This is a genomic window from Rugamonas sp. GW822-FHT03B10, from assembly GCF_058801745.1.
The window spans coordinates 92,730-110,430 of sequence record NZ_JBXANP010000001.1; the positions used below are offsets into that span (position 1 = coordinate 92,730).

Below are 17,701 nucleotides of genomic sequence, written 5' to 3' on the forward strand. Positions count from 1 at the left end.
TCGGCTTAGCCTATCAGTTTCTTCAGCAGTTCGGCCTTGGTGCTGTCGTAGTCGGCGGCCGAGATCAGGCCCTTGTCGAGCAGGCCCTTGAGCTTTTCCAGCCGCGCTTCGATGCTGTCCTCGGCCGGGGCGGCCGGCGCAGCAGCAGCGGGCGCCGGTGCGGCAGCCGGTGCCGCCGCCGATGACGTAGCTGGATTCAGGGCCGCGCCCAGCGCCTGGCCCATGGTCTGACCGAGCGTGACGCCCGCGCCCAAGCCGACGCCGATGCCGGCCATGCCGCCTTCGTTCTGCGCCGCCAGCGGGATGGCGCTGGCCGCCTGGTACCGGGTGAAGCCGGCCATCTTGTCGGCGCTCATGCCGCCCTTCATGCCGGCCGAGATGCGTTCGTCGAGCGCCGCCTGGAGTTCCTCGGGCAGGCTGACGGAGGCCACGTTGAATTCATCGAGCCCGATGCCGTAGCGGCCGAAGGCCGTGGCCAGGTCGCCCTTGACCTGCTGCGCCATCAGCGCCTGGTTGGCCGCCATGTCGAGGAAGGGCACGTTGGCGCCGCCCAGCGAGCTGGCCATGGTCGCCATCAGGATGCCGCGCAGTTGGTCCTCGACCTGCTCGCGCGTGTAGACATCGCGCGTGCCGCTGATCTCCTTGAAGAACAGGCGCGGATCGGCCACCCGGTACGAGTACATGCCGAAGGCGCGCACGCGGATCATGTCGAAGTCCTTGTCGCGGATGGTGATCGGCTGTGGCGTGCCCCATTTGCGGCCGGTCTGCACGCGGGTGCTGAAGAAATACACGTCCGATTTGAACGGGGAGGCGAACAGCTTGTCCCAGTTCTTCAGGTTGGTCAGCAGCGGCAGGGTTTGCGTGGTGAGCTTGTAGGTGCCGGGGCCGAACACGTCGGCCACCTGGCCCTCGTTGACGAACACCGCCATCTGCGATTCGCGCACGATCAGCACGCCGCCGTTCTGGATCTCGAAGTCCTGCATCGGGTAGCGCCACGACAGCACGCCGTCCACGTCCTCGTTCCACTGCAGTACGTCGATAAACTGCTTCTTGATAAAGCTGCCGATGCCCATGATGGAGTCCTTCGCAAAAATTAGGAGATGCACGCGCCGTTGATCACTCCGATCGACAGCGAAATGGCGCCCAGCAAGCCGCCGAAGGCGCAGTTGTTGGCCTCGATGTGGTCCTTGGACATGCGCAGCAGCCGGGTGGTGACGGCATAGGCCAGCATCTGCACCACCATGGCGCCGAACGCCCAGGCGAAAAATTCGCGGTAGTCGGCCGTGTGCAGCAGGGCCGAGCCGATGGTGGCGGAAAATCCCAGCAGCGCGCCGCCCAGCGACAGCGCGGCCGCGTGGTTGCCCTGGCGGATCAGCAGCACCTCGTCGTAGGGCGTCACGCGGGTGTAGGCGGCGAAGAACGCCGCCAGCAGCGCGGCGGCCAGCACCAGGTGGATCAGATAGTTTAGGATGGCGGACACGGCATACCTTCGGTTAAAGTGGCTAACTTGATAACGCAAAACCATCTTAGTGCAAAAGCCCGTAAATGACCAAAAAAATTCTGATCCTTTCCGTTTTTGTGGTCGCTTCCTGCGGCCTGGCGTACGAGTTGATCGCCGGCGCGCTATCGAGCTACCTGCTGGGCGACTCGATCCTGCAATTCTCCACCATTATCGGCTGTTATTTGTTCGCCATGGGCGTCGGGGCGCATTTTTCCAAGTTCGTGCGCGACGACGACGTGCTGGCCCGCTTCGTCGATATCGAACTGGCCGTGGGCCTGATCGGCGGCCTGTCGGCGGCTGCCCTGTTCCTCACCTTTTCGTGGATGGCGGCGCCGTTCCGCACCTTGCTGTATGTGCTGGTGTTCCTGGTCGGCGCGCTGGTGGGCATGGAGGTGCCGCTGGTGATGCGGGCCCTGAACGCGCGCCAGACGGAATTCAATGAACTGGTGAGCCGCGTGCTCACCTTCGACTACCTGGGCGCGCTGGCCGTGTCGCTGTTGTTCCCCCTGGTGCTGGCGCCCTACCTGGGGCTGGTGCGCACCGGCTTCCTGTTCGGGATGCTGAACGTGGGCGTGGCGCTGTGGACCATCGTCACCTTCCGCCGCGAGCTGGCCAACCTTGGTGGCCGGCTGTTGCGCGCCAGCGCCGTGATGTGCGTGCTGGTGTTCGGCTTCGCGCTGGCCGACCGCATGACCTACTGGGGCGAGCATGGCCTGTTCGGCGACGAAATCGTCTACTCCACCACCACGCCGTACCAACGTCTCGTGATCACGCGCTGGAAGGACGACCTGCGGCTGTACATCAACGGCAACCTGCAGTTCTCGTCGCGCGACGAATACCGCTACCACGAGGCGCTCGTGCATCCGGCCCTGCAGGCCTTGCCGTGGGCGCGCCGGGTGCTGGTGCTGGGCGGCGGCGACGGCCTGGCGCTGCGCGAGATCCTGCGCTATCCGAACATCGAGCAGGTCACGCTGGTGGACCTGGACCCGGCCATGACGGGCGCCTTCACCACGCGCCCGGAACTGGTCAAGCTCAATCACGCCTCGTTCAGCGACAAGCGGGTGCGCGTGATCAACGCCGACGCGGCGATCTGGCTGCAGCACAACGACGAATTGTTCGACGCGGCCATCGTCGATTTCCCCGATCCGTCCAGCTTCGCGCTGGGCAAACTGTATTCCGTGCCGTTCTACGGCATGGTCAAGCGCCACCTCGCGGCCAATGGCTTGATGGTGGTGCAATCGACGTCGCCGTTCTTCGCGCCGCACGCCTACTGGACGGTGGACGCCACGCTGCGCGAAGTGGGGCTGCGCACCTGGCCTTACCACGCCTACGTGCCGTCGTTCGGCGAATGGGGCTTCATCCTCGCCTCGCCGCAGCTGGACTTCCAGCCGCCGGCGTCGTACCGGCTGCCGATGCGCTACCTGAACGCCGACACCACGCGCGAGATGTTCATCTTCCCGCCCGACATGCAGCGCTTGCCGATGGAGCCGAACCGCCTCAACACGCAATCGCTGGTGCGCGAGTTCGAGCAGGACTGGCGGCGGGTGATCCGCTGATGGAGCGCCGTTCCTTCCTGCTGTGGGCCGCCGCCAGCGGGTTGGCGGCGGCCGGCAGCGTGGCCGGCTTCCAGCGCTGGCAGGAGATCACGCCGACCGTGCACTATCCGGGCCGCGACGAGGGCCACTTCCTGCGCGACCGGCGCGCGCTGCCGGCGCCGTCCGAGGTGGTGGAGACGGACATCGCCATCTTCGGCTCCGGCATCGGCGGCCTGATGGCGGCCTGGCGCCTGCGCAAGCTGGGCGGGCAGGAGGTGTTGATGATCGACGGTCCCCAGCCCTACGGCAACGCGCTCGGCGGCGCCTTCGGCGAGCTGGAATTCCCCACCGGCGCGCACTATCTGCCGATGCCGTCGCCGGAATCGGTGCACGTGCGCGAACTGCTGGCGGACCTGGGCATCATCGAGCGCGACCCGATGGCCGAGAAGCCCTACTACGACGAGCGCACCATCCTGCACGCGCCGGAGGAACGCCTGCTGTACAACGGCCGCTGGCAGGACGGTTTCATTCCCACCGATGGCGTGCCGCGCTGGGAGCTCGACGAGCACGCGCGCTTTTTCGCGGAAGTGCATCGCCTGCGCCAGCTGCGCGGCACCGACGGGCGGCGCATCTTCGTATTCCCCACCGTGCTGTCCTCGGAGGACGCGGCGTGGCAGGCGCTCGATGGTTACACGCTCAAAGAATGGCTGGACCGGAACGGCTACCGTTCGCCGACGCTGCACTGGTATTTGAACTACTGCTGCCGCGACGATTACGGCACGCGCTACGACAAGGTGTCGGCCTGGGCCGGCCTGCACTACTACTGCAGCCGTTGGGGCCAGGCCGCCAACGCCGGCAACGGCGCCTGGCTCACGTGGCCGGGCGGGCTGCAACCACTGGCCAGGGCCATGGGCGAGGCGGCCGCGATCCGGCGTGTGGCCGGGACGGCCGTCTCCATCGAGCGCGTGGCCGGCGGCGTGGAGGCGCGCTGCTTCCGGCTCGACGGCGGGCAGCCGCGCAGCTATCTGGTCCGGGCGCGCAAGGCCATCTGCGCCATGCCGCTGATGGTGGCCGCGCGCGTGGTGCGCGACATGGCCGGCTACGGTTTCGACCCGGCGCGCCACATGCCTCAGTACGCGCCGTGGATGGTGGCCAATTTCCTGCTCAAGCGCTTTCCGGACGAGCGGCCGGCGCAGCCGCTGTCGTGGGATAACGTGGTGTACCAGGAACCGGGGCTGGGCTTCGTCGTCTCCACCCACCAGGATATCCGCGTGCGGCCGCCGGAGAAGACCGTGTTCAGCGCCTACACCGCGCTGTCGGACCGCACGCCGCAGCAGGCGCGCCGCTGGCTCAACACGGCCAGCCCGGAGGAACTGCTGGCGCTGGCCAGCGTGGATCTGAAGACGGCTTACGGTCCTGATTTCGCGCGCTGCGTGGAGCGCGTCGACATCACGCTGCGCGGCCATGCGATGGCGGCGCCGCTGCCCGGTTTCCGCAGCAACGCCGGCCTGAAGGCGCTGCGCGAGGCCGATGGCCCGATATTGTTCGCCCATGCCGATCTGTCCGGCTTCTCCGTGTTCGAGGAGGCGGCGTGGTGGGGCGACCGCGCTGCGCGGCTGGCGGCCCGTCCCGCCTGAAGGGGAGCAGACAGATGGCGTACCGATCTGTTACGCTAGTTTGACCAGGCCGCGCCGACAGTCGCGCCCTTTAACGAAATCGAGATCGCGAAATCGCGAGAACGCGAGAGGAGTCCACCACCATGCCAGCATCCGCCCGCCAGCGCTTCCGTGCCCATGCCAAGCTCAAACTGCGCGAGGAGGACGCCGACGACAGCGCGCTGTCGAGCCGCGCGGCCAATCCCAAGCTGAGCAAGGCCAAGGCCAAGGCGCAGGACCAGCGCCACACGGCCAGCCTGATCGCGCGCGTGTCGGAACTGCAGATGATGTTGTACGCGCAGCGCAAGCAGCAGGTGTTGCTGGTGCTGCAGGGCATGGACACGGCCGGCAAGGATGGCACCGTGCGCACCATGTTCAGCATGATCAATCCCATGGGCATCCGGGCCGTGGCGTTCCGCCAGCCGACCGACATCGAGCTGGCGCACGACTACCTGTGGCGCGTGCACCAGCAGGTGCCGGTGAAGGGCGAGATCGCCATCTTCAACCGCAGCCATTACGAGGATGTGCTGATCACGAAGGTGCAAGGCTGGATCGACGGGCGCGAATGCCGGCGCCGCTACGCGCAGATCCGCGACTTCGAGCGCATGCTGGCCGAGAACGGCACCGTCATCATCAAGGTGTTCCTCCACATTTCGCGCGAGGAGCAGCGGCAACGCTTGCAGGAGCGGCTCGATGATCCCAACAAGCAGTGGAAGTTCAATCCCACCGACCTGGCCCAGCGCGAGAAGTGGGACGATTACCAGCGCGCCTATGAGCAGGCGATCCGCGCCACGGACGCCGAACACGCGCCGTGGTACGTGGTGCCGGCCAATTCCAAGACCCACCGCAACCTCGTGATCGCCACCATCCTGCTCGAAACGCTGACGGCCATGAAGCTGACCTTCCCCGCGCCCGATCCGGCGCTGACGGCCGTCACCGTCGACTAGCGGCCATCAGCCGCCGGCCTCCAGCAGCGCCGGCGCGGCCAGCGCGGGCGGCGTTGGCAGGACGGGCGGCGCTTGCAGCAGCGGCAGCAGCCGTTCGCTGAGCTGGCGGAACTGCTCGCCGTCGCGTGTGCGCAGGGCGACGATGGCGTCCTCGATGGCCAGGGCCGTCATCGCCCGACCCGCATCCCCGGCCTGTTTGATGCGTTGGATTTCCTCGTTCGCCTCCACCAGGTTTTGCAGCGCCACGCGCGCCTGGCCGGACGAGGGCGGGGCCGTCCTGGCCAGATCGAGCAGCACTTCCGAAATCCAGCCCAGCTGGCGGCCGTAGGACGCCACGTCGAACGCCTTGCGCTCGATCTTGCCGTCGCCCGCCTCGGGCGGGATGGCGTCGAAGAAGCGATCGAGCTCGATCTGCTGGGCCACCCCGCCGCTCCAGGGGAAGTGCAGTTGGGGCGCCCAAAACCATTGCATCGGATACATATGACCTCCTGTGGCGGGATGGAAAGGCCGGCTTACGGACAACTGCCGACCACGTAGAAATTGGGGCCCGTGCGCTTGAGCGTGGTGTGGATGAAGATGTTGTCCAGTCCCAGGCTCTGGTTGGAGCCGTTGGCCAGCGCGCGGAACAGGCTGTCGTGCGCGCGCCCGGCCAGCACGTGGTCGCGGTTGCTGGACGTGTAGCACTGGACGGGCGGCGGCGGGGCGGTCCCGCCCGTCAGCCGGTCCACCATCTGCTTGACGGCGGCCATCTGGTGGCCCGACTTCTGCGCGTAATGCGCGTCGTCGTAGTTGAACCAGTCCCAGCAGGCGTTCGGGTTGGTCAGCGGATAAATGGGCGCCGCCTGCGGATACAGCAGCACGATGCGGTTGCTGTCGGCCCAGGCGTTGTAGCCGGCGTGGCGCAGGTAGGTGTCGCCGATGCTGCCCGTGTCCTGCAGGCAGCCGTGGAACACCACGTGCAGGCGGCAGCCCTGGCCGTTATTGCCGTCGCAGCCGGGCGGCAGGTACAGGTAGCCGCTGGCGGCCATGCCGTGCGCGGTGGGATCGGGCAGGAATTCGGCCTGGTCGAACTCGACGAAGCGGCCGGCGGGGCTGGCGCTGGTGCGGTTGTTCAGGTTGCCGTAGATCCATTTGAGCAGCTCGCCGGCCGCGTCGTAGCCGCAGTTGTTGATGTAGGGCGAACCGAGCTTGCCGCAACTGTTGCCGTAGTTGTCCGTCGGCATCGCGTGCTGGGCCGGCAAGTCCTGCTTGTAGAAGATGTTGGCCGCGCCGATGTAGTGGCGGTAGTAGCTTTGCAGGTCGTTCATCACGGCCTGGGGCACGACGGAGTCGGCCGTGCCGGACAGCATCCAGATGCGGTGGCTGGCCAGTCCGGCCGTGGGATCGACCGTGCCGCCGGCCGCGTTCTGGTCGGTCAGCTTGATCAGGCTGGCCACGCCGGTGCCGCCGGGCGCCACGCGGCACGAATACGGCGTGCCGGTGCAACTGCAGACGGTGGTGGCCGTGGCCACGCTGCCGTGGGCGCAATAGTACGGCCCGCCGGCCACCACGCCGGCGCCCATCACGCTGGCGGAATAGGCCACGTCGAACTGCACGGCCATGAAACCGCCCGAGGACAGGCCGGACACGCTGACATTGGCCGTCTGCATGGCCGGCAGCGGCACCACTTGCGCGCGGGCGGGCGTCAGCACCAGCCCCAGCCAGCACGAGATCAGCAACAGCAGGCGTAGCGACATAGCAAACTCCTGGAAAGAGGGCGGGATGGGGCGCACTGCCATTGTCGGTGATGATAGTGGCGCGGCTTTAATCTCGCTCAACCGTGCGGGCAATCGTGCGCGCCATGTCGGACCGGGCCGGAAAAACATGGGCCGTGGCGGTTTGGCATAGAATGGACGTCCAATCCACTCTGAATGGCCGCGTCATGTCCGATACCATCGTCAAATTGCGCCTGACCGGCGCACTGGCCGGCGCGTTGCTGGGCGCCATGCCGGCGTACGCCGCGGCGACCGCGCCCGCCGCGCCTGCCATGGCCACGCCGCCGGCCGCGGCCGGCAGTTGCCCGGCCATCCTCAAGCAAACCTTCAACCGCCTGCAGGACGACACGCCGCAGGACCTGTGCCAGTACGCGGGCAAGGTGGTGCTGGTGGTGAACACGGCCAGCTACTGCGGCTTCACCTACCAGTACGAAGGCCTGGAAGCCATGTACGCCAAGTACGGGCCCAAGGGTCTGGTGGTGCTGGGTTTCCCGTCGAACGACTTCGGCAAGCAGGAGCCGGGCAACAGCAAGGACATCGCCGATTTCTGCTACAACACCTATGGCGTCAAGTTCCCCATGTTCGCCAAGTCCGTCGTGCACGGCGACCATCCGAACCCGCTGTACGTGAACCTGATCAAGCTCACCGGCACGGCGCCGGCGTGGAACTTCCACAAATACCTGATCGACCGCAGCGGCAAGGTGGTCGCCAGCTTCCCCAGCAAGGTGACGCCGGCCGACAAGGAACTGGTGACGGCGGTTGAACAGGCGCTGGCGCACTAAACCATGAACAAGGGCCGCACGATGATGTCGAACAAGGTTTCCCACGCGGCCGATCTGCTCGGCCTGTCCCGTTTGACGGTCAGCGCCGTGACGGGCGTGGCCGATCTGGCCGAGGAAGTGCATCTGAAACTGATCGGGCAGGCGCCGGCCGTGGTGGCGCGGCCGCTGGCGCAGGCCACGTCGTTCGTCTATCGCGGCGTGCGTGGCGTGACGCGGCTGGTGGGCGGCGGCATGGATGGCGTGCTGGGCCGTCTGGAACCGCTGCTGGGCGCGGGCAGCGGCTGGGGCGGACGCGAACCGCTGCTGGCGGCCGTCAACGGCGTGCTCGGCGATTACCTGGCCGAGACCGACAATCCCTTGCAGATCCACATGCAGTTCCGGCGCGACGGCCAGCCGTTCGTGCCGCAGGCGGGCGCCGTCACCGGGCGCGTGCTGGTGCTGGTGCATGGCCTGTGCATGAACGACCTGCAATGGCGGCGCGCCGGTTTCGACCATGGCGAAGCGTTGCAGCGCGAACGCGGCTACACGCCCGTCTATCTGCGCTACAACAGCGGCCGCCATATTTCCGAGAACGGGCGCGAGTTCGCCACGCAGCTGGAAAATTTGCTGGCGCAGTGGCCGGTGCCGGTCAAGGAACTGGTGATCGTCGGCCACAGCATGGGCGGGCTGGTGGCGCGCAGCGCCTGCCACTACGGCGCGGCGGACGGGCAGAAGTGGCTCAAGCGCTTGAGCAAGCTGGTGTGCCTCGGCTCGCCGCACCACGGCGCGCCGCTCGAGCGCGGCGGCAACTGGTTCCACGTGATCACGGGCCTGAGCAGCTACACGGCGCCGTTCTCGCGGCTGGGCAAGATCCGCAGCGCCGGCATCACCGACCTGCGCCACGGCAGCCTGCTGGACGAGGACTGGAACGGCAAGGACCGCTTCGAACACGGCAGCGCCCTGCCGCAGACGGTGCCGCTGCCGCCCAAGGTGCGGTGCTACGCGGTGGCGGCCACCATCAGCAAGCCGTCCGCCGAGGAGGGCGCGCGGCTGGCCGGCGACGGCCTGGTGCCGGTGGCCAGCGCGCTGGGCCAGCATTCGCATAAGAAGCGCCAGCTCGATTTCGCGCCGGACCACCAGGCCAAGGTCTACCGCAGCAACCACATGGACCTGCTGAACTCGCCGGAGGTGGCGCGGTTGCTGCTGGATTGGCTGTAGCCGTGCCCAGGCGGCGGCCCGTTGCTATCGCTGCAGCGCGAACCCCTCGTCCAGCCAACCCGTGATGCCACCCGTCATCAGCTTGACGGGCCGGCCCAGCCGCGCCAGCCGCACGGCCGCGCGCGCCGCGCCGTTGCAATGGGGGCCGGCGCAGTAGACGACGAATAGCGTGTCGGCCGGATAGTCGGCCATCTTCGAACCGATGATCTTGCCGTGCGCCAGGTCCAGCGCGCCGGGCACGTGGCCGGCCGCGTATTTTTCCGTGCCCCGCACGTCCAGCAGCACGAAATCCTGCTGACCGTTGGTGAGCGCGTGGTGCACATCCCAGCAATCGGTTTCAAAGGCGAACTGGGCTTCAAAATGGCTCAGGGCGGCGGCGGAAGGGGCGGCGGCGATGGCGCTCACAGGGGACATGCTGGACTCCTTGTCGGGTGGACGGTGCCGCCATTATCGGCGTCGCCTGTCATGGCGGGCAGTGGCGCGAATGCCAATATGCGTTAAGATCGCGCCATGGATAAACATCTCGTCGTCGCCCTGGCCTATGACCGGCTCTGCACCTTCGAATTCGGCTGCACGGTCGAACTGTTCGCGCTCGAGCGTCCCGAACTGGAGGTGGACTGGTACGCGTTCGCCGTCTGCGCCGTGGAGCCGGGGCCGATCCGGGCCGCTGGCGGCATCACCGTGCAGGCGCCGTATGCGCCCGAATTGCTGGAACAGGCCGACACCATCGTCATCCCCGGCTGGCGCGATGCCGATGAAACGCCGCCGGCGCCGCTGCTGGCCATGATCCGGGCCGCCCACCAGCGCGGTGCGCGCCTGTGCTCGATCTGCTCGGGCGTATTCGTGCTGGCCGCCGCCGGTGTGCTCGATGGCCAGCGCGCGACCACGCACTGGCGCTATTCGGACAAGCTGGCGCACCGTTATCCGCGCATCGCCGTGGAACCGGACCAGCTGTATGTGGACAATGGCCAGATCATCACGGCGGCCGGCTCCGCCGCCGGCCTCGACATGCTGCTGCACGTGGTGCGGCGCGATTATGGCGCGCGGATCGGCAATCTGGTTGCGCAGCGGCTGGTGGTGGCGCCGCACCGCGAAGGGGGGCAGGCCCAGTTTCTGCCGCGTCCCATGGCGCACGATGAGCGCGGCCGCTTGTCGCGCCTGATGGACTGGCTGCGCGCCCATCCGGCCCAGCCGCACACGATCAAGAGCATGGCCGAACAGGCGGCCATGAGTCCGCGCACGTTGCAGCGCCAGTTCCAGGAAGCGACTGGCCTGGGGCCGGTGGAATGGCTGATCCATGAACGGCTGGCCATCGCCAAGGACTTGCTCGAAGCGCCGGAGATCCCGCTGGCGCTGGTGGCCGAGCGGGCCGGCTTTGGGTCCGAGGAATCGCTGCGCCACCATTTCCGGCGGCTGGCCGCCACCACGCCGGGCGCCTATCGCCGCCAGTTCGCCAATACCGTCTGATCCCGGTCTGACGGCGCGCGGCGATGCGAGTATGCTGGCGCATCAATGACCACATCACTTTGCGGAGGACGTTATGAACACTGCCGGCAGCACCTTGCGGGACACCGTATCAGCGGAGGAATGGCGAATCCGGGTCGACCTGGCGGCGGCCTACCGCCTGACGGCCCTGTTCGGCTGGGACGACCTGGTGTTCACCCACATCTCGGCCCGCGTGCCGGGGCCCGAGCACCATTTCCTGATCAACCCGTACGGCATGATGTTCGACGAGATCACGGCCTCGTCGCTGGTCAAGATCGACGGCGACGGCAACAAGGTGAGCGACTCGCCGTACGACATCAACCCGGCCGGCTTCGTCATCCACAGCGCCGTGCACGCGGCGCGCGACAACGCGCACTGCGTGATGCACACGCATTCCGTGAACGGGGTGGCCGTGTCGGCCCAGCAGGGCGGGCTGCTGCCGATTTCGCAGGTGGCGATGGGGGTGCTGTCGTCGCTCGGCTATCACGACTACGAAGGCATCGCGCTCAATCCGGACGAGAAGCCGCGGCTGGTGCGCGACCTGGGCAAGCACACCTACCTGATGCTGCGCAACCACGGCCTGCTGACGGTGGGCGCCACGCCGGCCGACGCCTTCGTGGCCATGTACTTCTTCGAAAGCGCGTGCATGATCCAGTTGCGCGCGCAGGCCGGCGGCGGGCCGCTGGTGCACATCCCACAAACGGTGCTGGACGGCGTGCGCGAACAGATGAAGGTGGCCACGCGCGGCGTGCGCCCCGGCCAGCTGGCCTGGCCCGGCCTGTTGCGGCGGCTCGACCGCGCCAACCCCGGCTACGCCGACTGAGTCCCGCAAGAAAACCGGGGTCAGGTCATGCCCGATGGCATGACCTGACCCCGGTTTTTGGTGTTAGCGCACGGCGCGGATGGCGCCGCGCAGGGCGTTGCACAGCACGATCTCTTGCGCCTGTTCGAACATCGCGCGGGTGATCACGCGCTCCTGCGCCTGCCAGGCCGGGTCTTCCAGCATCACGCCGCGCATCACGCCGGGCAGCACGCCGCTCGTCAGCGGCGGCGTGACCCAGCGGCCATCGAGTTTGACGAACACGCAGCTGCGCCCACCTTCCGTCAGTTCTCCGCGCTCGTTGAAGAACAGGGTGTCGAACGCGCCTTGCGCTTCCGCCTCGCGCCAGGCCGCGTCGTAGCGGGTGCGCACGCTGCTCTTGTGGCGCAGGAACAGGTCGCTGGCGCTGGTGGCATCCGGCGCCAGCAGCACCCGCACCGGCTCGGCCAGCGGCGCCAGCGGCGCGTGCTGGATGGCGAACGCGCCCGACGGCGCCAGCGCCAGCCGCACCCGGCACGGCTGGCCGGCGGGCAGCGCGGCGCGGGTCGCGTCCAGGTAGGCGTTGGCGGCGGCCGCATCCCACGGGTAGCCGAAGTAGGCGGCCGACGCGGCCAGCCGCGCCAGGTGGCGTGCGCGGTGGCGCATGCCGTCTTCGCGCGTGGCGTACAGGGTTTCGAACAGGTCGAAGTCGTTTTCCAGTCCCGTCAGGAAGCGGGCCTTGAGCGCGCATTCGGCGTATTCGGCTTCGGCGTCGCTGTCGAAGACGATGCCGGCCCCCACGCCCATTTCGCCGCGCCGCACGCCGTCCTGCTCCGCTTGCAGGGCCAGGGTGCGGATCGGCACCGACAGGCAGAAGTCGCCGACCTGCCGCCCCTGCGTCGGCGCGAACCAGCCGATGGCGCCCGTGTACAGGCCGCGCCGGTCCGGTTCCAGCTCGCGGATGATTTCCATGGTGCGGCGCTTGGGCGCGCCCGTGATGGAGCCGCACGGGTAGAGCGCGTCGAAGATGCCGGCCAGCGTGGCGTCCGCGCGCAGGCGGGCCTGCACGGTGGAGGTCATTTGCAGCACGCCGCTGTAACGGCGCACCTCGAACAGGGCCGGCACTTCCACCGTGCCGGTCTGCGCCACGCGGCCGATGTCGTTGCGCAGCAGGTCGACGATCATCAGGTTCTCGGCCCGGTTCTTGGGGTCGGCCGCCAGTGCGGCGGCGCGGCGCGCGTTCTCGTCCTGTTGGGCGGCCGGCGCGGCGGGGGCCGTGCCTTTCATGGGGCGCGCCGTCAGCAGGCCGTCCGCGTGGCGCACGAACAGTTCGGGCGACAGCGACAGCACGGCCGTGCCGTCGTCCAGCGCCACCAGCGCGCCGTAGGGCACGGGCTGGCGCGCGCGCAGCCGCGCGTACAGGGCGGGCAGGCTGCCGAACGCGTCGAAGCGCAGCCGGAAGGTGTAGTTGACCTGGTAGGTGTCGCCGGCCTCGATGTAGGCGTGGATGCGCGCCAGCGCGGCCGTGAAGGAAGCCTGGTCGACGTTGGCGCGCACGGCGGCGATGCCGGCCGGACGGTCGATGGGGAAGGAGCGGGCCGCCAGCCATTCGCCCACCTCGGGCGCCGACAGCAGCTGGCACTGGTCGAACAGCAGCACTTGCGCCAGCGGCGTGTGCGCGTCGGCGGGCACGGTGAGGCCTTGCAGGTGTTCGCCCAGTTCGTAGGTGCACAGGGCGACGGCGTGCTGGCCGCGCGCCAGCGCCGCCTGCATCTGTTCCAGCAGCGCCGGCCAGTGGGCGATGTCGTGGCAGCGCAGCGTGGCATTGTGGCCCGTGTACAGGCGCGAGCGGGTCTGGGCTGTGCCATCGGGGCTGGCGTCGTCCAGCAGGGCGAATACTTCAGGGTTCATCAATTCTCAAGGTCGTGTTACGCCAGCAGCAGGGCGATCTGCAGCGCCGCGTCCTGCGCCGGATTCTGTTTGAAGCCGCTCTTGGCGTAGCGGTGCCAGCGGCCCAGCACGAAGCTGGTCAGCATGCCGGCGCGGGCCGTCACTTCGGCCTCGGGCGCATGGCCTTCGGCGGCGGCCACGCGCAGCGCCTGTTTCAACGCCAGTTCCACGCGGTCGTAGAACTGGTTCATGCGCTGCTGCAGCCGTTCGTCCTCGTTCACCAACGCGTCGCCGATCAGCACCCGCGTCATGCCGGGATTGCTGACGGCGAATTGCAGCAGCATGCCGACCATGTCGCGCGCCTGCGCCAGACCGTCGTCCTGGCGCTCGGTGATCTGGTTGATCAGGCCGAACACGGTGCCTTCGATGAACTCGATCAGCCCTTCGAACATCTGGGCCTTGCTGGCGAAATGGCGGTACAGGGCCGCCTCGGAAAACTCCAGCTTGCGCGCCAGCGCGGCGGTGGTGATCTTGTCGCCCTTGGGTTGTTCCAGCATCTCGGCCAGGGCCTGGAGAATTTGCATCCGGCGCTGGCCCGGCGGTGTGCTTGCCATGTGATCTCGATAGGAAGGATGAACAAAACGTCAATGCGGCGCGCGCCCGCGTCAGCGCAGCCGGTGCAGGCGCGCGGGCAAATGCCTGACAGATTTTACTTTGACATCGACATAGCCGGGGCGATTTAGCGTTTTCGCCGGGTGGGCCAGGCCCACCGCGTCGCCCACCCGCAGGTATTGGGTGATCCACGCCGTGCGCATGCCGAGCGCGCGGGCGCTGCGCAGGTTGGCCAGCGTGTCCTCCACCAGCACGCAGCGGCCGGGCGTGAGGCCGTGGCGCCGCATCAGGCGCCGCAACAACAGTTTGGATGGCTTGGGCCGCAGCTGGCCGTGCACGCGCATCGCTTCCACCGCCACGTGGTGGTCGAAATGGCGGTGCAGGCCCAGGTGGCGCAGCACTTGGGTCGAATAGCCGTGCGGCGCGTTGGTGAGCAGGATTTTGCGGCCCGGCAGGCGGCGCAGCAGCTGGCGCAGGCCGCGCTCGGCCCGTATCATGGCCGCCAGTTCCGGCATGCGGTGGGTCTCGGCCAGGAAGTGCTCGGCCCGCACGCCATGGTGCTTGACCAGTCCCAGCATGGTGGCGCCGTAGCGCCGCCAGTACAGGGTGCGGGCCGCGTTGACGGCCTCCTGGCTGGCCGGGGTGGTGCCGTCGCCCAGCACGCGGGCGATGTAGTCGTTCATGTTGGCCATGATGGCCGGGAAGATGGCGTGCGAAGCGTTGTGCAGTGTATTGTCCAGATCGAACAGCCACACGGGCGGGTTGCGGTTAATATTCACGGACGTCTCGATCAATAGCGGCAAAGGAAAGCATGCGACGCCAGATTATAGTGTTGTTCTGCAGTTTGTTCTGGTTCGCCGCCCCGGCCCCGTGGGCGCAGGAGGCCGCGCAGCAGCAGGCTGCGCCGCAAGTGACTCAGCAGGGCGCGCCCAACCGGGGCGCGTTGTTCAAGGTGGCGCAGAACGGCCACACCTTGTATTTGTTCGGCACCATCCACGTCGGCGCGCCCGACTTCTATCCGCTCGAAGAACGTGTGCTGGGCGCGCTGGCGCGCGCTTCCGTGCTGGCGCTGGAAATCGACCCGCTGGCCGATCCGGCCCGCATGACGCAGGCCGTGCAGCAGTACGGCATGTATGCGCGCGGCGCGGGCAGCGCGCAGGCGGCGCTGCCCGCGCCGTACCGCCCGCGCCTTGAACGCCTGCTGCGCCAGTACGCGCTCGACGCCGACGCGGTGGCGCCCATGAAACCGTGGCTGCTGGCCAGCGTGCTGACGGTGAGCGAATTCTCGGCGCAGGGCTACGACACGGCGCTGGCGGTGGATGGCTGGCTGGCGCGCCAGGCGCACGAGCGCAAGCAGCCGGTGCTGGAACTGGAGTCGCCCGAGAGCCAGTTGGCCCTGTTCGATGCCATGACGCCCGAGGAGCAGTCGCGCTTCCTGCAGGATGGCATAGACGCGATCGAGGATCACCAGCAGGCCAGCCAGGCGCGCGAGATCGCGCAGGCGTGGCGTGGCGCCGACGCGGCGGCGCTCGACGCGCTGGCGCGCAAGGCTGCCGGGGACGATACCTTCTCCGGCCGCTTCGTGCAGCGCGTGCTGCTGGACGGGCGTAATCCGGCGCTGGCGGACGGTATCGCGGCGCTGCTGGCACGCGAGACGGACAGCCTGGCGGCGATCGGTGTGCTGCATCTGGTGGGAACGAACAGTGTGCCGGAACTGCTGCGCAAACGCGGCCTAGCGGTGGAGCGGATCTACTGACTGCGGGGGAGGGTGCTGCGGGAGGTGCTGCGAGTGGTGCCCTTGACGTGGATTGAACACGTGGCCTCTCCCTTACCAAGGGAGTGCTCTACCACTGAGCTACAAGGGCATTTTACTGTGGCGACGCGCTGCCAAACCGGTGCGCGGAGCGTCGCCGTTTTTTCAGTGCGAACGGATCATAGTGCCAAAAGCCTGTTCGGTCAAGACTTCCAGCAACAAAGAGTGTTCAATCCGCCCGTCGATGATGTGCACCGTGTTCACGCCGGACTTGGCCGCGTCCAGCGCCGAAGAGATTTTAGGCAGCATGCCGCCCGAGATGGTGCCGTCTTCGAACATCTCGTCGATCTCGCGGGCCGACAGGTCGGTCACCAGGTTGCCCTGCTTGTCCTGCACGCCGGCGATGTTGGTCATCATGATCAGCTTCTCGGCCTTGAGGATCTCGGCGATCTTGCCCGCCACCACGTCCGCGTTGATGTTGTAAGCCTGGCCATCCTGGCCGAAGCCGATCGGCGAGATGATGGGGATGAAGGCGTCGTCCTGCAGCGCCTTGACCACGGCCGGGTTGATGGCGTCGATCTCGCCCACGAAGCCGATGTCGAGGAACTGGCCCGGATTGTCCTTGTCCGGCATGGCCATCTTGCGGGCGCGGATCAAGCCGCCGTCCTTGCCGGTCAGGCCCACGGCCTGGCCGCCGTAGTGATTAATCAACATCACGATGTCCTGCTGCACCTCGCCGCCCAGCACCCACTCCACCACTTCCATGGTTTCCTCGTCGGTGATGCGCATGCCCTGCACGAACGTGCCCTGCTTGCCGATCTTCTTCAGGGCGTTGTCGATCTGCGGCCCGCCGCCGTGCACCACCACCGGATTCATGCCCACCAGCTTGAGCAGGATGACGTCGCGCGCGAAGCCGTGCTTCAGGCGTTCGTCCGTCATCGCGTTGCCGCCGTATTTGATGACGATGGTCTTGCCGTGGAAATTGCGGATGTACGGCAGCGCCTCGGCCAGAATCTGCGCCTTGATCTGCGGCGCCACCGCGGTCAGGTCGTCATTCATGCCTAGGTTCAGGTTGGTCAGGTGGGTCATGGCGGGTCCGGAATTAAGATTTTTGCGATTTTACAGCCTGCAGCTGCGGTCAAGTACGCATTATAGGGCCAACGTGTTGTATTTTCCGAGATCATCCGCTAGGCTGGGCGCTTATGACCCCCACTCCCACTCTCCACCGCGAACTGGAGGCGATGCGGCCCTTGCTGGTGCGTTTCGCCCTGCTGCAGCTGCGCAACCAGTCGCTGGCCGAGGACGCCGTGCAGGATGCGCTGATCGCTGTGCTGGAAAAACCCGAGCGTTTCGCCGGCCAGTCGTCGCTGCGCACCTACGTGACGGGCATCCTCAAGTTCAAGATCATCGACAACCTGCGCGCCAGCACGCGCGAGCGCCAGATCGACAGCGGCGAGGACCAGTCCGAGGACGACGCCATCGACGCGCTGTTCCTGGCCGACGGCCACACCCGCGAACAGCCGCTGGCCTGGGGCGACCCGGACCGCACGCTCGAGCAGAAGGACTTCTTCAAGGTGCTGGAGGTGTGCCTGGAGAACCTGCCCGCCAAGACGGCCCGCATTTTCATGATGCGCGAGTGGCTGGAGCTGGAAACGGACGAAATTTGTAAGGAACTGGCGATCACCACGTCTAATGCCTGGGTACTCCTGTATCGGGCCCGCATGCGCCTGCGTGAATGCCTGGATTTGAACTGGTTTGGCAACCGCCTGGCCGGCTGACCGCACCCTGGAT

The 17,701-nt window shown here is 67.4% G+C and carries 18 protein-coding genes and 1 tRNA gene; 9 read left to right on the forward strand and 10 right to left on the reverse strand.

The window, feature by feature from the left end:
• Positions 1–5: 5 nt before the first annotated feature.
• A complete protein-coding gene (locus AC1RQG_RS00415) occupies positions 6–1,073 on the reverse strand; it encodes an SPFH domain-containing protein (RefSeq protein ID WP_493127198.1) in 1,068 nt (355 codons plus the stop codon).
• A gap of 20 nt (positions 1,074–1,093) precedes the next feature.
• Positions 1,094–1,480 carry a DUF350 domain-containing protein gene (locus AC1RQG_RS00420; RefSeq protein ID WP_493127200.1) on the reverse strand — a complete coding sequence of 129 codons (387 nt, stop codon included), beginning with the start codon at positions 1,478–1,480 and terminating at the stop codon, positions 1,094–1,096.
• 65 nt (positions 1,481–1,545) lie between these two features.
• On the opposite strand from AC1RQG_RS00420, the gene AC1RQG_RS00425 reads away from it, so the two are divergent.
• The 3 genes from AC1RQG_RS00425 to AC1RQG_RS00435 all read left to right on the forward strand — a co-directional run bounded on the left by AC1RQG_RS00425 (position 1,546) and on the right by AC1RQG_RS00435 (position 5,638).
• Positions 1,546–3,057 carry a polyamine aminopropyltransferase gene (locus AC1RQG_RS00425; RefSeq protein WP_493127202.1) on the forward strand — a complete coding sequence of 504 codons (1,512 nt, stop codon included), beginning with the start codon at positions 1,546–1,548 and terminating at the stop codon, positions 3,055–3,057.
• Entirely contained in the window at positions 3,057–4,673 is a 1,617-nt protein-coding gene (locus AC1RQG_RS00430) for an NAD(P)-binding protein (RefSeq protein ID WP_493127204.1), read from the forward strand. Before AC1RQG_RS00425 ends, AC1RQG_RS00430 begins: the two co-directional genes overlap by 1 nt.
• Before the next feature lie 122 nt (positions 4,674–4,795).
• Positions 4,796–5,638, forward strand: a complete 843-nt coding sequence (locus AC1RQG_RS00435; RefSeq protein WP_493127206.1) for a PPK2 family polyphosphate kinase — start codon at positions 4,796–4,798, stop codon at positions 5,636–5,638.
• Positions 5,639–5,644: 6 nt separating this feature from the next.
• Here the strand turns inward: AC1RQG_RS00435 and AC1RQG_RS00440 are convergent, their stop codons facing one another.
• Complete coding sequence (locus AC1RQG_RS00440; RefSeq protein WP_493127208.1) at positions 5,645–6,109, reverse strand: hypothetical protein; 465 nt, start codon at positions 6,107–6,109, stop codon at positions 5,645–5,647.
• A gap of 41 nt (positions 6,110–6,150) precedes the next feature.
• Positions 6,151–7,374, reverse strand: coding sequence for an extracellular catalytic domain type 2 short-chain-length polyhydroxyalkanoate depolymerase (locus AC1RQG_RS00445; protein WP_493127210.1), 1,224 nt, complete (start codon positions 7,372–7,374; stop codon positions 6,151–6,153).
• A gap of 185 nt (positions 7,375–7,559) precedes the next feature.
• Here AC1RQG_RS00445 and AC1RQG_RS00450 point away from each other — a divergent pair, with 185 nt between their 5' ends.
• Positions 7,560–8,174 (forward strand): glutathione peroxidase, encoded by a 615-nt coding sequence (locus AC1RQG_RS00450; protein WP_493127212.1) that lies wholly within the window; start codon positions 7,560–7,562, stop codon positions 8,172–8,174.
• 3 nt (positions 8,175–8,177) lie between these two features.
• On the forward strand, positions 8,178–9,371 hold the full coding sequence (locus AC1RQG_RS00455; protein WP_493127214.1) for an esterase/lipase family protein: 1,194 nt from the start codon (positions 8,178–8,180) through the stop codon (positions 9,369–9,371).
• Between the two features lie 24 nt (positions 9,372–9,395).
• Here AC1RQG_RS00455 and AC1RQG_RS00460 read toward each other — a convergent pair whose 3' ends face one another.
• The gene (locus AC1RQG_RS00460) at positions 9,396–9,785 is read right to left on the reverse strand and encodes a rhodanese-like domain-containing protein (protein WP_493127216.1); all 390 of its coding nucleotides are present in this window, start codon (positions 9,783–9,785) and stop codon (positions 9,396–9,398) included.
• A gap of 96 nt (positions 9,786–9,881) precedes the next feature.
• Between AC1RQG_RS00460 and ftrA the strand changes: the two genes are divergently transcribed.
• Together ftrA and AC1RQG_RS00470 are read left to right on the forward strand one after the other, a co-directional pair.
• The gene (gene ftrA, locus AC1RQG_RS00465; protein WP_493127218.1) at positions 9,882–10,838 is read left to right on the forward strand and encodes a transcriptional regulator FtrA; all 957 of its coding nucleotides are present in this window, start codon (positions 9,882–9,884) and stop codon (positions 10,836–10,838) included.
• A gap of 73 nt (positions 10,839–10,911) precedes the next feature.
• On the forward strand, positions 10,912–11,679 hold the full coding sequence (locus tag AC1RQG_RS00470) for a class II aldolase/adducin family protein (RefSeq protein ID WP_493127220.1): 768 nt from the start codon (positions 10,912–10,914) through the stop codon (positions 11,677–11,679).
• A 63-nt stretch (positions 11,680–11,742) separates the two neighbouring features.
• On the opposite strand, the gene pabB is transcribed toward AC1RQG_RS00470, so the two are convergent.
• From pabB to AC1RQG_RS00485, 3 genes are read right to left on the reverse strand one after another with little or no spacing between them, the layout of a single operon-like run.
• The gene (gene pabB / locus AC1RQG_RS00475; RefSeq protein WP_493127222.1) at positions 11,743–13,566 is read right to left on the reverse strand and encodes an aminodeoxychorismate synthase component I; all 1,824 of its coding nucleotides are present in this window, start codon (positions 13,564–13,566) and stop codon (positions 11,743–11,745) included.
• A 17-nt stretch (positions 13,567–13,583) separates the two neighbouring features.
• On the reverse strand, positions 13,584–14,159 hold the full coding sequence (slmA, locus tag AC1RQG_RS00480; RefSeq protein ID WP_493127224.1) for a nucleoid occlusion factor SlmA: 576 nt from the start codon (positions 14,157–14,159) through the stop codon (positions 13,584–13,586).
• 51 nt (positions 14,160–14,210) lie between these two features.
• Positions 14,211–14,936, reverse strand: a complete 726-nt coding sequence (locus AC1RQG_RS00485; RefSeq protein ID WP_493127226.1) for a pyrimidine 5'-nucleotidase — start codon at positions 14,934–14,936, stop codon at positions 14,211–14,213.
• Between the two features lie 32 nt (positions 14,937–14,968).
• Here AC1RQG_RS00485 and AC1RQG_RS00490 point away from each other — a divergent pair, with 32 nt between their 5' ends.
• The gene (locus tag AC1RQG_RS00490) at positions 14,969–15,913 is read left to right on the forward strand and encodes a TraB/GumN family protein (protein WP_493127228.1); all 945 of its coding nucleotides are present in this window, start codon (positions 14,969–14,971) and stop codon (positions 15,911–15,913) included.
• Between the two features lie 34 nt (positions 15,914–15,947).
• Here AC1RQG_RS00490 and AC1RQG_RS00495 read toward each other — a convergent pair.
• Positions 15,948–16,022, reverse strand: a tRNA-Thr gene (locus AC1RQG_RS00495).
• A 53-nt stretch (positions 16,023–16,075) separates the two neighbouring features.
• A complete protein-coding gene (gene argB / locus AC1RQG_RS00500; RefSeq protein ID WP_493128207.1) occupies positions 16,076–16,969 on the reverse strand; it encodes an acetylglutamate kinase in 894 nt (297 codons plus the stop codon).
• A gap of 143 nt (positions 16,970–17,112) precedes the next feature.
• Here argB and AC1RQG_RS00505 point away from each other — a divergent pair, with 143 nt between their 5' ends.
• Positions 17,113–17,688, forward strand: coding sequence for a sigma-70 family RNA polymerase sigma factor (locus AC1RQG_RS00505; RefSeq protein ID WP_493127229.1), 576 nt, complete (start codon positions 17,113–17,115; stop codon positions 17,686–17,688).
• Positions 17,689–17,701 lie beyond the last annotated feature (13 nt).